At 71.0% G+C, this 13,416-nt stretch carries 14 protein-coding genes; 7 read left to right on the top strand and 7 right to left on the bottom strand.

The genetic code is table 11. From position 1 onward, the window contains the following. Positions 1–163 precede the first annotated feature (163 nt). From ACIRVH_RS32570 to ACIRVH_RS32555, 4 genes are all read left to right on the top strand, one after another. Positions 164–667 carry an ATP-binding protein gene (locus tag ACIRVH_RS32570; protein ID WP_403960652.1) on the top strand — a complete coding sequence of 168 codons (504 nt, stop codon included), beginning with the start codon at positions 164–166 and terminating at the stop codon, positions 665–667. Positions 668–1,015: 348 nt separating this feature from the next. Continuing rightward, complete coding sequence (locus ACIRVH_RS32565) at positions 1,016–2,443, top strand: PQQ-binding-like beta-propeller repeat protein (protein ID WP_403960649.1); 1,428 nt, start codon at positions 1,016–1,018, stop codon at positions 2,441–2,443. A gap of 138 nt (positions 2,444–2,581) precedes the next feature. After that, complete coding sequence (locus ACIRVH_RS32560) at positions 2,582–3,397, top strand: polysaccharide deacetylase family protein (protein ID WP_403960648.1); 816 nt, start codon at positions 2,582–2,584, stop codon at positions 3,395–3,397. After that, positions 3,397–4,584, top strand: a complete 1,188-nt coding sequence (locus tag ACIRVH_RS32555) for a hypothetical protein (RefSeq protein ID WP_403960646.1) — start codon at positions 3,397–3,399, stop codon at positions 4,582–4,584. Before ACIRVH_RS32560 ends, ACIRVH_RS32555 begins: the two co-directional genes overlap by 1 nt. Here ACIRVH_RS32555 and ACIRVH_RS32550 read toward each other — a convergent pair. Then, on the bottom strand, positions 4,551–5,210 hold the full coding sequence (locus tag ACIRVH_RS32550) for a GNAT family N-acetyltransferase (protein WP_403960644.1): 660 nt from the start codon (positions 5,208–5,210) through the stop codon (positions 4,551–4,553). The two genes, ACIRVH_RS32555 and ACIRVH_RS32550, sit on opposite strands and share 34 nt — an antisense overlap. A gap of 119 nt (positions 5,211–5,329) precedes the next feature. Between ACIRVH_RS32550 and ACIRVH_RS32545 the strand changes: the two genes are divergently transcribed. Then, on the top strand, positions 5,330–5,542 hold the full coding sequence (locus ACIRVH_RS32545) for an EF-hand domain-containing protein (RefSeq protein WP_145887416.1): 213 nt from the start codon (positions 5,330–5,332) through the stop codon (positions 5,540–5,542). 46 nt (positions 5,543–5,588) lie between these two features. Here the strand turns inward: ACIRVH_RS32545 and ACIRVH_RS32540 are convergent, their stop codons facing one another. Further along, entirely contained in the window at positions 5,589–6,509 is a 921-nt protein-coding gene (locus ACIRVH_RS32540; protein ID WP_403960641.1) for an AraC family transcriptional regulator, read from the bottom strand. A gap of 102 nt (positions 6,510–6,611) precedes the next feature. Between ACIRVH_RS32540 and ACIRVH_RS32535 the strand changes: the two genes are divergently transcribed. Together ACIRVH_RS32535 and ACIRVH_RS32530 are read left to right on the top strand one after the other, a co-directional pair. Then, the gene (locus tag ACIRVH_RS32535; RefSeq protein WP_403960638.1) at positions 6,612–7,604 is read left to right on the top strand and encodes a zinc-dependent alcohol dehydrogenase family protein; all 993 of its coding nucleotides are present in this window, start codon (positions 6,612–6,614) and stop codon (positions 7,602–7,604) included. 76 nt (positions 7,605–7,680) lie between these two features. Further along, positions 7,681–8,382, top strand: coding sequence for an NADPH-dependent F420 reductase (locus tag ACIRVH_RS32530; protein WP_403960727.1), 702 nt, complete (start codon positions 7,681–7,683; stop codon positions 8,380–8,382). A 2-nt stretch (positions 8,383–8,384) separates the two neighbouring features. Here ACIRVH_RS32530 and ACIRVH_RS32525 read toward each other — a convergent pair whose 3' ends face one another. The 5 genes from ACIRVH_RS32525 to glyA form a co-directional block, all read right to left on the bottom strand. Then, positions 8,385–8,942 (bottom strand): GH25 family lysozyme, encoded by a 558-nt coding sequence (locus ACIRVH_RS32525; RefSeq protein ID WP_403960635.1) that lies wholly within the window; start codon positions 8,940–8,942, stop codon positions 8,385–8,387. A 91-nt stretch (positions 8,943–9,033) separates the two neighbouring features. Further along, positions 9,034–10,074, bottom strand: coding sequence for a phosphatidylinositol-specific phospholipase C domain-containing protein (locus ACIRVH_RS32520; protein WP_403960632.1), 1,041 nt, complete (start codon positions 10,072–10,074; stop codon positions 9,034–9,036). A gap of 132 nt (positions 10,075–10,206) precedes the next feature. Continuing rightward, positions 10,207–10,398 (bottom strand): hypothetical protein, encoded by a 192-nt coding sequence (locus ACIRVH_RS32515; RefSeq protein WP_403960629.1) that lies wholly within the window; start codon positions 10,396–10,398, stop codon positions 10,207–10,209. 243 nt (positions 10,399–10,641) lie between these two features. After that, positions 10,642–12,009 carry an L-serine ammonia-lyase gene (locus tag ACIRVH_RS32510; protein WP_403960626.1) on the bottom strand — a complete coding sequence of 456 codons (1,368 nt, stop codon included), beginning with the start codon at positions 12,007–12,009 and terminating at the stop codon, positions 10,642–10,644. A 114-nt stretch (positions 12,010–12,123) separates the two neighbouring features. Beyond that, a complete protein-coding gene (glyA, locus tag ACIRVH_RS32505; protein ID WP_403960624.1) occupies positions 12,124–13,404 on the bottom strand; it encodes a serine hydroxymethyltransferase in 1,281 nt (426 codons plus the stop codon). Between the last annotated feature and the right edge of the window lie 12 nt (positions 13,405–13,416).

Genomic DNA, 13,416 nt, shown 5'->3' with positions numbered 1-13,416 from the left:
TCGGTTGCCCGGAAGTGAGCCATCGCCGCAGGTCGGATGGGCTGTTCCAAGATCGGACATGCCATCGGCATATGCCGGTAGGCCGGAGCGTGGCAGGGGCGTACGGGGGGTGTATTCCTCCGGAACGGCCACGGAGGCGGCTCCGGACGGCCATCATGGGGGCATGGCGGGGCTGGAGGGCATCGAACAGCCGCGGGGACACAGCCGTGCGGCCGCGGCGCGGTGGTCGCCCGCGGTCGAGGACGAGCAGGCGCTCAAGGCGCTCGAACTGTTCGGCAACCCGACGGAGGCGGAGGTACCGCTGCCGTCCCGCCCGGAGTCCGCGGCCACCGCGCGCCGGCTCGCCCAGGTCGTCGTCCTGCGGCAGTGGGGGCTGACCCCCAAGATGACCGAGGACGTGGTCTTACTCGTCTCCGAACTCGTCGGCAACGCCGTACGGCACACCGGGGCCCGGGTCTTCGGCCTCCGGATGCGCCGCCGTCGTGGCTGGATCCGCATCGAGGTCCGCGATCCCTCCCGTGGGCTGCCCTGTCTGATGCCGGTTCAGGACATGGACGTCAGTGGCCGCGGCCTGTTCCTGGTGGACAAGCTGTCCGACCGCTGGGGCGTCGACCTCCTGCCACGTGGCAAGACCACCTGGTTCGAGATGCGGGTCGCCGACCGCTAGGGCGACAGGCCCAATGACCGGGGTCGAGGAGACCCGACGGCTTGCTCCCTGCGAATGAATCCTCCGCCACGCCCCCTTGGCGTACCGATGATGTGACTGTCAGTCACCAGAATGGCCCTCGGCCGGATGCCGGCGTCCACGCAACCGGAGACAAGGGCGGATCACATGGTGCGAGTCACTTCACCGACACACCGACAAGGAAGAGGACGACGAGGGCTGCTGCGGCCGAGGGCGAGGGCGGCGGCTCTGGCGGGACTCCTGCTGCTCGGGATCGCCGCTCCGTCACAGGCCGTCGAGTCCACCGTCTCGGAGAACAACAGGCGCACCGGGTGGGACACGCACGAACCGATGCTGGCGCCGGCCCTGGTGTCCTCCTCCGCCTTCGGGCAGCGCTGGTCCACCGCGGTGAACGGCGTGGTGTCGGCCCAGCCACTGGTCACCGGCAAGAACGTCGTCGTCGCCACACAGAACAACTACGTCTACGGCATCGACGCCTCGACCGGGAGGACCAGCTGGACCCGCCAGCTCGGCCCGGCCTGGCCCACCTCGGCCGTCGGCTGCAACAGCGGGTCCACCGGGATCACCGCCACCCCGGTGTACGACGCGTCGTCCAACACGGTCTATCTGACCAGCAAGGTCGACGACGGCCCGGACGCGATGCACCCGCACTGGTACCTCCACGCGCTGAGCGCCTCCAGCGGCGCCGAGCGCGCGGGCTGGCCGCTCACCATCAAGGGCACGCCCACCAACAGCCCCGGCCACCCGTTCAACCCGCTCACGGCGTCGCAGCGCCCCGGCCTGCTGCTGCTCAACGGGTCGGTGTACGCCGGGTTCGCCTCGTACTGCGACCACGGCCCGTACGTCGGCCAGGTGGTCGGCGCGAACGTCACCAGCCGCAAGCTCACCCTGTGGTCCGCCGAGGCCGGTTCCGACAGCAAGGAAGCCGGCATCTGGCAGAGCGGCGGCGGGCTGGTCTCGGACGGCAACGGGCGGATCTTCGTCGCCACCGGCAACGGCACCGGAACGGGCGGCTCGCCGAGCGCCGGACCCGGCAACCTGCCCCCGGCCGGCCTCGGAGAGTCGGTGGTGCGTCTCGGTGTGAACGGCGACGGCAGCCTCTCGGCCAGGTCCTTCTTCAGCCCGACCGACAACAAGACCATGGACGTGCACGACACCGACCTCGGCTCGGGCGGTCCGGTCGCCCTGCCGAACAGCTTCGGCACCGCGGCGCACCCGCGCCTGCTGGTCCAGGTCGGAAAGGATGGCCGCGTCTTCCTGCTGGACCGGGACCATCTGGGCGGCATGGGCCAGGGGTCGAACGGCACCGACAACGCGGTGAGCACGGCCGGTCCGTTCGAGGGCATCTTCGGCCACCCGGGCGTCTGGGGCGGTGACGGCGGCTACGTGTACACGGTGGCCACCGACACCGGTCACGGCTCGCCGCTCCGTGCGCTGAAGTACTCGGTGAACGGCGCCGGCACTCCGGTCCTGACCAGCGCCGGCACCAGCACCGAGAGCTTCGGCTACGGCTCGTCCTCGCCCGTGGTCACCTCCAACGGGACGATGCCCGGCACCGCCCTGGTCTGGACGGTGGCCGCCGCCGGTTCCGCCGGAGCACTGCGGGTCTACGACCCGGTGCCGGTCAACGGCACCCTGCACCTGCGCCGGTCCTTCCCGATCGGCACGGCGTCCAAGTGGTCGCTGCCCGCCACCGACGGCGGCCGGGTCTACGTGGGGACCAAGGACGGGCACCTGGTGGCCTTCGGCATCGGGTAGGACCGTTCCACGGCACGGGCGTGCCCGACCCGATGGAGGGCCGGGCACACCCGTGTGCGCGGGATCCGGTGGCGACTGCGACCCGAAATCGCCCCTCGATCGGCGCAATCGGCCGTTTTCTTACCCAACGCCCCTTAAATGGTGCGGGTGACCACGACCAACCGACGCGGGGTGCTGCGCGCGGGTGCCGGGCTCGTCACCGGGGGCGCGTTCGCCGCCGGTTGCGGCGCAGGCCAGGACGCCCGGCCCGGCGCGACGACCGCCGCGCATCCCGGGTCCGCCCCACCCGCCGACGCGTCCGGCCGTCCCGCGGCCACCTCCCACGCCGCCCCCGCCCCCCGCGCCTACGCCGGTCTGCCGGCCCAGATCACCCACGGCCCGCGCACCCGCCCCCAGGTCGCCCTCACCTTCCACGGGCAGGGCGACCCCGACTTCGCCGAGTCCCTGCTCAGCACGGCCGAACAGCACGGCGCCCGGCTGACCGTGCTCGCCGTCGGCACCTGGCTGGACCAGCACCCGGGCCTGGCCCGCCGCATCGTCGACGGCGGCCACGACCTCGGCAACCACACCCAGCGGCACATCTCCATCAACGCCATGGCCGAGGCCGACGCCCGCAAGGAGATCACCGACTGCGCGGACCGGCTGAAGCGGCTCACCGGGTCGATCGGCACCTGGTTCCGGCCCTCCCGCTCCCCGACGGCCTCCCCGCTGGTCACCCGGCTCGCCCGCGCCGCGGGCTACCCGCACGTGCTGTCGTACGACGTCGACTCGCTCGACTACACCCGCCCCGGCGCCGACGCCGTCACCCGCAAGGTCCTCGCCGAAGTGCGGGGCGGCTCGGTGGTGAGCCTGCACTTCGGGTATCCGGACACGGTCGCCGCCCTCCCCGCCGTACTCCACGAACTCGACCGCCGCCACCTGCGCGCGGTCACCACCACGGAGCTGCTGAGCTGATGCGAACCACGAAAGCCGCCCGCCGCCTGGCCGCCGGAGCCGCCCTCACCGCCCTGGCCCTGCTGTCCGCGTGCAGCGGTGAAGCCCAGCACAAGGAGAACGAGGCCCTCGGCAGCCAGGCGCCCGCCCGGCCGCAGGTGAAGAAGCAGCAGGTGGACGGGTTGCCCGGGATGCCCCCGGTGCTGGACCCGACCGACGTCTACGCGGCCGACCGACCGAACCGGCTCTCCCCGGCCGTCAAGGACTTCCCGTCCCGGGTGTACGTCCCCAACACCAACTCCGACACCGTCACGGTCATCGACCCGGAGACCTACCGGATCCTCAAGACCATCCCGGTCGGCCGGCAGCCCCAGCACGTGGTGCCGTCCTGGGACCTGAAGACCCTCTGGGTCAACAACGACCTCGGCAACAGCCTCACCCCCATCGACCCGAGGACCGGGAAGGCCGGCCGGAAGGTCGCCGTGCATGACCCGTACAACCTGTACTTCACGCCCGACGGCAAGTACGCGATCGTCATGGCCTCCATGGACCGTCAGCTCGTCTTCCGCGACGCGCACACCATGAAGGTGGTGAAGGCCGTCCCGGTCGGCTGCTACGGCGTCAACCACGCCGACTTCTCCCTGGACGGCCGCTACTTCATCGTCTCCTGCGAGTTCAGCGGCGAACTCCTCAAGGTCGACACCGCGCGGATGGAGGTCCTCGCGCACCAGAAGCTGCCGTTGCACGGCGCGATGCCGCAGGACGTCAAGGTCTCCCCGGACGGCAGGCTCTTCTACATCGCCGACATGGTGGCCAACGGCATGTGGATCGTGAACGGGGACACCTTCGACAAACCGGAGTTCCTCGCCACCGGCAAGGGCGCCCACGGGCTGTACATCAGCCGGGACTCCCGGGAGATGTACGTGTCCAACCGCGGCGAGGGCACCATCTCCGTCTTCGACTTCACCGAGAACCGGCTCACCAAGAAGTGGCACCTGCCCGGCGGCGGCAGTCCCGACATGGGCGGGGTCTCCTCCGACGGCAAGGTGCTGTGGCTCTCCGGCCGCTACAACTCCGAGGTGTACGCCATCGACACCCGCACCGGCACCGAACTGGCCCGCATCAGGGTCGGCAGCGGACCGCACGGCCTCGCCGTCTACCCGCAGCCGGGCCGCTACTCACTCGGGCACACCGGCATCTTCCGCTGAAGCAGCACCTCCGAGCCCACCGGACGGTACCCGGCCGCCTGGAACGCCCGCATACTGCGGGCGTTCCCCGCCGACACCTGGGCCCAGACCGGCTCGTCGGCCAGCTGCCGCGCCGCCGTCACCAGCGCCCGGCCGAGCCCCTGGTGGCGTACCGCGTCGTCCACCTCGACCGCCGCCTCCAGCCGGCCCGCCACCCCGCGCCCCAGCACCAGCACCCCGCCGTCCACGGTCCACACCCGGACGTCGTCGCGCCGCCGGCGCGAGCTGACCACCCGCGGGTGGGACGGGTCGGCGATCTCCCGCAGCGCGAGCGCCGGACGGCCCGGCAGCGGGGACCCGACGACCATCACGTCGACCGTGTCCGTACGGCACCCCGTGCGGTCCATCAGGGCGGTCAGGAAGCGCGCGTTCATCGTGGCGGCCAGCGCGTCGCACTCCTCGGTGACCGCGCGCAGCGTCTCCCGCACCCAGTCCGGATCCTCGTCGGTGAACACGACCGAGTGGGCGGTGAAGGCCAGGACACCGGCGTCCCGGGGCGAGGGCTGGGGAACGACCGTCGTGCCGCCGTCCGCCGGCGGGAAGACGCCCTGTGCCGCCGCGTCGAGAATGTCCCGCAAGGTCTCCAAAGCCGTGCTCCTTGAGTCTCCAGGGTGGTCGCCGCACTCCATGCTCACGGCGGCCGTTAATCTGACCAGCGACAGTACGCCGACACGGCATGAGAATCACGAGCAAAAGGGGCGGATCGGTGGCTGACATCGAGGAAGCACGCAAGCAGTTCCAGCGGATCGACGCGGACGGTGACGGTGTCATCACCGCTGCCGAGTTCAAGCACGCCCTGGCGCAGGGGGGCGACTGGAACGTCACCGATACGGTCGCCGAGGCCATCATCAAGACCCGCGACCTGAACGGCGACAAGGTCCTGTCGTTCGACGAGTTCTGGGCCTACCTGAACAAGTGACCCACCCGAAGGGGGTGCCCGTCCCGTGGGGAGGGCACCCCCTTCGTCATGCCACCCCCCGCCGGTACTGCCCCGGCGCCACCCCGTACTCCCGCTTGAACGCCTTGGCGAAGGCGAACTCCGAGGTGTAGCCGGTGCGGGCGGCCACCTGGCGCAGGGACAGGTCGTCGTGGCGCAGCAGCCGTCCGGCGACCGTCATGCGCCACCAGGTCAGATACGTCAGAGGCGGCTCGCCCACCAGCGCGGTGAAGCGGCGGGCGAAGGCCGCGCGGGACAGGCCGCCGGTCGCGGCGAGCTGTGCCACCGTCCAGGCCTGCGCCGGGTCGCCGTGGAGCGCGCGCAGCGCCGCCGCGACCGCCGGGTCGGCCAGCGCGGCCGACCAGCCCCGTGCCCGCCCGGCCGCGCGCTCGCTCTCCCACCAGGCCCGCAGGATGTACAGCAGCAGGGTGTCCAGCAACGAGGTGACGATCGCGTCCGTCCCCGGCCGCAGTTCCTCCGGTTCCATCCCGAGCAGCTCCACCGCCGCCCGCAGCGAACGGTGGCTGCCGACATGGGCGGGAAGGTGCACGACCTGAGGCAGTTCGGCCAGCAGCCGGTGGGCGCGGGCGCGGTCGAGCCGGTAGGTGCCGCACAGCGTCACCGTGTCCGGGCAGCCCTCCGGCGGCCCGCCCGGCGGCGGACCGCTCCAGGTGCCGTCCGGCAGCAGCCGTACCTCCTGCAGGGGTACGTCCAACCCGCTGGCCAGCGCGTGCCCCTGGCCGTGCGCGAGGAAGACGACGTCCCCGGGCGCCAGCGCCACCGGCTCGCCGCCGTCCGGGATCAGCCAGGCCGAGCCACGCAGCACCACATGGAAGCCGGCCTCGTCGGCGGCGCCGAAGTGCAGGCCCCAGGGTGCGTACTTGTACCGGCGCGCGGAGTGCGGGCGGCCGGTGCGCATGGCGGCGACGACGTCACTGAGCACGTCCATGGGGCCACCGTAGCCCGGAAGTTCGGCAGGGAAGACGTACGGACATGAAACCGAGATCGGGGGACATGGAGCGTCTCCCGTACGGGACTTAGCGTCGACGGCATGACAACTTCCGCACGCACAGTGCTCTTTCACGAACTCGGCGGCCCCGACGTGCTCACGGTCGAGGAGATCGAGCTGCCCGCGCCCGGCCCGGGCGAGGTGCTGGTGAGGGTCGAGGCGCTGGGCCTCAACCGCGCCGAGGCGCTCTTCCGCGCGGGCACCTACTACTACCGGCCGACCCTGCCCGCCTCCCGCAACGGCTACGAGGCGGCGGGCGAGGTCGAGGCGGCCGGCGCGGGGGTCACCGCCTTCGCGGCGGGCGACCCGGTCCTCTCTGCCGCCAACTTCGAACTGAGCGCCCACGGCGTCTACGGCGACCGGGTGCTCCTTCCGGAGAGCGCGCTGGTCCCGCGCCCCGCCGGGGTCGACGCCGTGACGGGTGCGGCTGCCTGGATGACGTACACGACGGCGTACGGCGCGTTGGTGGAGCGGGCCGGCCTGGTCCCGGGGCACCAGGTGCTGATCACCGGCGCGTCCAGCGGGGTCGGCTCCGCGGCGATCCAGGTCGTCCGCCGGGCGGGAGCCGTCCCGATCGTCACCACCCGCACCGGGGCCAAGCGGCGGCGGCTGCTCGAACTCGGCGCGGAGCACGTGATCGTCAGCGCCGACGAGGACGTGGTCAAGGAGGCCAGGAGGCTGACCGGCGGGCGGGGAGTGGACATCGTCCTCGACGCGATCGGCGGCGCCGGCTTCGCGGAGCTGGGCGGCGCCGTCGTCCAGGACGGGACCCTGGTCTCCTACGGCTGGCTCGACGAGCGGCCCATCCTGCTGCCCCGGCAGTGGCCGCTCACCGTCCACGGCTACGCCAACATCGCCCTCACCGGCACCGCCGAGGGCCGCCACCGCGCCGCCCACCACCTCGCCTCGGGCCTCGCCGACGGCACTCTCCGCCCGGTCCTGGGCGAGGTCTTCGACGGCCTCGACCGGATCCGGGACGCCCACCGCCTGATGGAGTCCAACCGGCACACGGGCAAGATCGTCGTACGGGTCTGAGGACGTTCAGCGAGCGGTCGTCCGCCTGGCGTAGTCACCGGAATACTGCCGTTCCCCCTGGGGTTGTCGCCGACGACTGACGCATGCACATGCATCGACCTTGGAAGGTTCTGGCATGAAGATCGGCATCATCGGCGCGGGCAACATCGGCGGCAACCTCACCCGGCGGCTCACCGCCCTCGGCCACGACGTGTCCGTGGCCAACTCCCGTGGTCCCGAGACCCTGAAGGAGCTGGCCGAGGAGACCGGCGCGACCCCGGTCCCGGCGACGGAGGCCGCCAAGGGCGCCCAGGTCGTCGTTGTCACCGTCCCCCTCAACCGGGTCCCCGACCTCCCCTCCGGCCTGCTGGACGGCGCGGCCGAGGGCGTCGCCGTGATCGACACCAACAACTACTACCCGCAGCAGCGCGACGGCCGGATCGCCGGCATCGAGGACGAGGGCCTGACCGAGAGCCGCTGGACCGAACGGCACCTCGGACACCCCGTGATCAAGGCGTTCAACGGCACCTACGCCCAGGACATCCTCGACCGCCCCCGCCCGGCCGGCGACCCCGAGCGCATGGCCCTCCCGGTGGCCGGCGACGACCCGGCCGCCAAGCAGGTCGTCCGCGATCTCATCGACGAACTCGGCTTCGACACGGTCGACACCGGCGGCCTCGACGACTCCTGGCGCCAGCAGCCGGGCACCCCGGTGTACGGCCTGCAGGCGGGCCTGGAGGCCGTGCGGAAGGCCCTGGCGGAGGCGTCCCCGGAGCGCCCGGCGGACTTCCGCGGCTGACCTCAGTTCCCGGCGGCCCACTCCCGCAGAGCGCTGCGGTCGGCGAAAGCGGCCACATTCTTGTCGTGGGGCTCGCTGCTGTACTGGTGGAAGCGCCACTTGGCCTTGATGCGGGGGTGGCCCGCGCTCACGTAGTCGGCGATCCAGAGGCCGTCGCCGGCGTACGAGGTGACGTCCACGTTCAGCCAGTACTCCCGGTTGGCGTAGAGCAACACCTTGTTGTGGGGGCGGAGTTCCTTCACCGTCCGGATGAACAGGTCCTTCTCCGCGTTGCTGGCGTGCGTGCCCTCGCTGGTCGTCTCCCAGTCGACGACGAGCAGGTCGCCCGCCTGCTCGGGGGCGTGCCTGACGAAGTACTCGGCCTGGGCGGCGATGTGACCCGGCCACAGGAAGTGGTAGAAGCCGACGACGAGTCCGGCGTCGCGGCCGTGCTTGGTCTGGGCGGCGAGTCTCGGGTTCACGTACGAACGCCCCTCCGTCGCCTTGATGAAGACGAAGGAGAGGCCGTCCGTGTCGTACGACGACGACTGGAACGCGCTGACGTCAATGCCGTGCAGCATGGGGGACTCCCTTGAGTGCCGGTGGGGGGACAGGAGTTGACGTGTGTATGCCCCACCTTGGCACGGGAGATCCGCCGGTGCACCCGAAATGTCAGCTCCGGGTTGCCACCGACCCCAGGACCGACGCCGACTTGGCCGACCAGTCCGAGGTGATGATGCTCGCGTGGTCCTTGGCCAGCAGGGCGAGCCGGGCGGCGACCTCGGCGTCCGTGGGATCGGTCGAGGAGATCGAGGGGGATACGCCGTCGGCGCTCGTGGTGATCAGGATGTAGTGGTTCGACGAGTAGAAGGACGTGTCGTAGGCGTTGTTCACGTACGTCGCCGCGTCACCGTCGAAGAACACGAACCAGGGCCTGATCGAGGCGTCGTAACGGCTGGTGCGCGGGTCGCCGTTCGCGGCGCCGAGCACGGCCGGGAAGGCCTGTGCCTCACCGATCTTCCCCGCCGCGTACAGGTCGCGGAGATGGTCGCCGTACTCCTCGTCCGTCCAGTAGCTGTCGAACGGGTTGGACTGCTCCACCGTGCCCGGGATCAGCTCGAAGAGGAACTTGCCCTTGAGGGAGTCGCGGGAGGGCCAGGCGTCGGCCTTGGCCGCCGCGTCCAGGGAGGAGTACGTCCCGCCCAGCAGGTCGGACGGCTTGTACACGCTGCTGCCGAGCTTCTGCGACACCAGGGTGTCGAACTCGTCCGGGCCGAGGCCCCCCTTGTTGTTGAAGCCGACCTTCATCTCGACCTTGAACACGATCGGCGGGTGGTCGGGATGCAGCTGGTTCCAGGCCGCGATGTTGTCCAGGCAGCTGCCCAGATCCTGGTTCCGGCTCTTGCTGTACAGCTCGCCCGGCGTCTTCGCGGCCTCGCAGTTGTTGTTGTCGCCGAACGGATTGCTGTGACTGACGCGCCAGCGATGGCTGATGCTGTCCACGTACACGTCCAGTTCGAGCAGCGAGGCGCCCGAGTCCAACGCCTGTGCGAAATAGGTGTACTTGGCCTTGTCGTACGCGTTGTGCGTCCCGATGGCCGTCGTCCCGGAGAACTTCGGCCCCGCCGCGTGGGCATTCGCCGGCACCGCCATCAGCAGGGCGGCGGCACCCAGGAGCGCCCCCACCCGTCTCACCACACGAACCGCGCCCATGTATGAACTCCCCTTCGCTGTCGCTGAGTTGGCGGCAGCGTAGGAGCAATCGGTTACTGAGTGGTAGCCCCTGGAGGAACATCGATCTCCGCCGGCCGGGGAGCCTCCCTGAGGGAGGAGGGCACGCCGGGGTCAGAAACGGCGCCAACGCGCGACCGTGGCCTCGGCCTTCCGTACGGCGACGGCCAGGTCGGCAGCGGTGTACGCCTGGTCGAGGGCGCGTTCGATGTGCGGGCGCCGGTTGCGCAGCCGCTCCACCTCCGCCATGGGGAGGTGGGCCGTCTGTTTCTGCGCGAGCGACAGGTTGACGGGGACGTCGGACATCCCGGGGAAGTCATCCGGCCCGGATCCGGTCCGGAGGCGAGACGGAGCCCGGCCACGCGCAGGACGCGGTCGGGGCGGAGGGTTCCGGTGGCGCCTGCCCGCACGACGTCTCGTCACTGCGCGACAGGATCGAGGACTCGCGCCGGGCAGGCCGCTCCACCGAAGCGGAGCGACTGCGGCGCTACGGCATCGAACCGGGAGCCTTGGCCGCCGATCCCTGGCAACCCGCCGACGAGGGCGGGGTCAGCACTCGATGATGTTGACGGCCAGCCCGCCCCGAGCCGTCTCCTTGTACTTCACGCTCATGTCCGCCCCGGTGTCCTTCATGGTCTTGATGACCTTGTCCAGGGACACCTTGTGGGAGCCGTCGCCGCGCATCGCCATCTTCGCGGCCGTGACCGCCTTCACCGCGGCCATGCCGTTGCGCTCGATGCAGGGGATCTGGACCAGGCCGCCGACCGGGTCGCAGGTGAGGCCGAGGTTGTGCTCCATGCCGATCTCGGCGGCGTTCTCGACCTGCTCCGGGCTGCCGCCGAGGACCTCCGCGAGGGCGCCGGCCGCCATCGAGCAGGCGGAGCCGACCTCGCCCTGGCAGCCGACCTCGGCGCCGGAGATGGAGGCGTTCTCCTTGAAGAGCATGCCGATCGCGCCGGCGGCCAGCAGGAAGCGGACCACGCCGTCCTCGTCGGCGCCGGGCACGAAGTTGATGTAGTAGTGCAGGACCGCCGGGATGATGCCGGCCGCGCCGTTCGTGGGGGCCGTGACCACGCGGCCGCCCGCCGCGTTCTCCTCGTTCACCGCCATCGCGTAGAGCGTGAGCCACTCCATGGCGTGCGCCAGCGGGTCGCCCTCGGCACGCAGTTGGCGGGCCGTGACGGACGCGCGGCGGCGGACCTTCAGACCGCCGGGCAGGATGCCCTCGCGGGACATGCCGCGCTGCACGCACTCGCGCATCACGCGCCAGATCTCCAGCAGGCCGGCCCGGATCTCCTCCTCCGTGCGCCAGGCCCGCTCGTTCTCCAGCATCAGCGAGGAGATCGACAGACCCGTCTCCTTCGTGAGGCGGAGCAGCTCGTCGCCGGTGCGGAAGGGGTACTTCAGGACGGTGTCGTCCAGCACGATGCGGTCCGCGCCGACCGCGTCCTCGTCCACGACGAAGCCGCCGCCGACCGAGTAGTACGTCTTGGAGAGCAGCTCCGTGCCCGCGGCGTCGTACGCCCACAGCGTCATGCCGTTGGCGTGGTACGGCAGCGCCTTGCGGCGGTGCAGCTTCAGGTCCGCGTCGAAGGCGAACGCGATCTCGTGCTCGCCGAGCAGGCGCAGCCGCTTGGTCGTCCTGATGTCCTCGACCCGCTGGTCAGCAGTCTCCACGTCCACCGTGCGCGGCGAGGCGCCCTCCAGGCCGAGCAGCACCGCCTTGGGCGTGCCGTGGCCGTGGCCGGTCGCGCCGAGTGAGCCGTACAGCTCGGAGCGTATCGACGTGACGGATTCCAGCACCTCTTCGTTGCGCAGCCGCCGCGCGAACATGCGCGCCGCGCGCATCGGGCCGACCGTGTGGGAGCTGGACGGGCCGATGCCGATCGAGAACAGGTCGAAGACCGAGATGGCCACGGGGAACTCCTCAATACGGGGGGTGGTGCTCAGGCTGTGGTGCGGGGTGGGCACCGCCCGGCACCGCACGCACCTTCTGGTGTCCAGTGTGCGCGGTGCCGGGGTACTTCGGACTTACTTGTTCAGACCGGGGTACAGCGGGTGCTTGTCGGCCAGGGCCTTCACCCGGGCCTTCAGTGCCTCCGCGTCGGCCTCCCCGAAGGGAGAAGGCGCCTTCAGCGCCTCGGCGATCACGTCCGCGACCTCGGCGAAGTCCTCGGCCGTGAAGCCGCGGGTCGCCAGGGCGGGCGTGCCGATCCGCAGACCCGACGTGACCATCGGGGGACGCGGGTCGTTCGGGACGGCGTTGCGGTTGACCGTGATGCCGACCTCGTGGAGGCGGTCCTCGGCCTGCTGGCCGTCCAGCTCGGACTCGCGCAGGTCCACCAGGATCAGGTGCACGTCCGTGCCGCCGGAGAGCACGTTCACGCCGGCCTCACGGGCGTCGGCGGCGGTCAGCCGCTCGGCGAGGATCCGCGCGCCCTCCACCGTACGGCGCTGGCGCTCCTTGAAGTCCTCCGAGGCGGCGACCTTGAAGGAGACCGCCTTGGCCGCGATCACGTGCTCCAGGGGGCCGCCCTGGAAGCCCGGGAAGACGGACGAGTTCAGCTTCTTCGCGAAAGCCTGCTTCGCGAGGATGATGCCGCCGCGCGGGCCGCCGAGCGTCTTGTGGGTCGTGGAGGTGACCACGTCCGCGTGCTCGACCGGGTTCGGGTGGAGACCGGCGGCGACCAGGCCCGCGAAGTGCGCCATGTCGACCCACAGGTAGGCCTCGACCTCGTCGGCGATCCGGCGGAACTCGGCGAAGTCCAGCTGGCGCGGGTACGCCGACCAGCCCGCGATGATCACCTTCGGACGGTGCTCCTTGGCCAGGCGCTCGACCTCGGCCATGTCGACCAGACCGGTCTCGACGTCCACGTGGTAGGCGACCACGTTGAACTGCTTGCCGGAGAAGTTCAGCCGCATCCCGTGGGTCAGGTGGCCGCCGTGCGCCAGGTCCAGGCCGAGGATGGTGTCCCCGGGCTGGGCCAGCGCGAACAGGGCCGCCTGGTTCGCGGAGGCGCCGGAGTGGGGCTGCACGTTGGCGTACTCGGCGCCGAACAGCTCCTTGATCCGGTCGATGGCGATCTGCTCGGCGACGTCGACGTGCTCGCAGCCGCCGTAGTAGCGGCGGCCCGGGTAGCCCTCGGCGTACTTGTTGGTGAGGACCGAGCCCTGGGCCTCCATCACCGCGAGCGGTGCGAAGTTCTCGGAGGCGATCATCTCCAGGGTCGACTGCTGGCGGTTCAGCTCGGCGTCGACCGCGGCGGCGATCTCCGGGTCCAGTTCGTGCAGGGGCGTGTTCAGGACAGTCATCGGCTACGACTC

The organism is Streptomyces sp. NPDC101165 (assembly GCF_044768135.1).
Taxonomy (GTDB): domain Bacteria; phylum Actinomycetota; class Actinomycetes; order Streptomycetales; family Streptomycetaceae; genus Streptomyces.
This window is presented reverse-complemented; position numbering and strand designations above follow the sequence as displayed.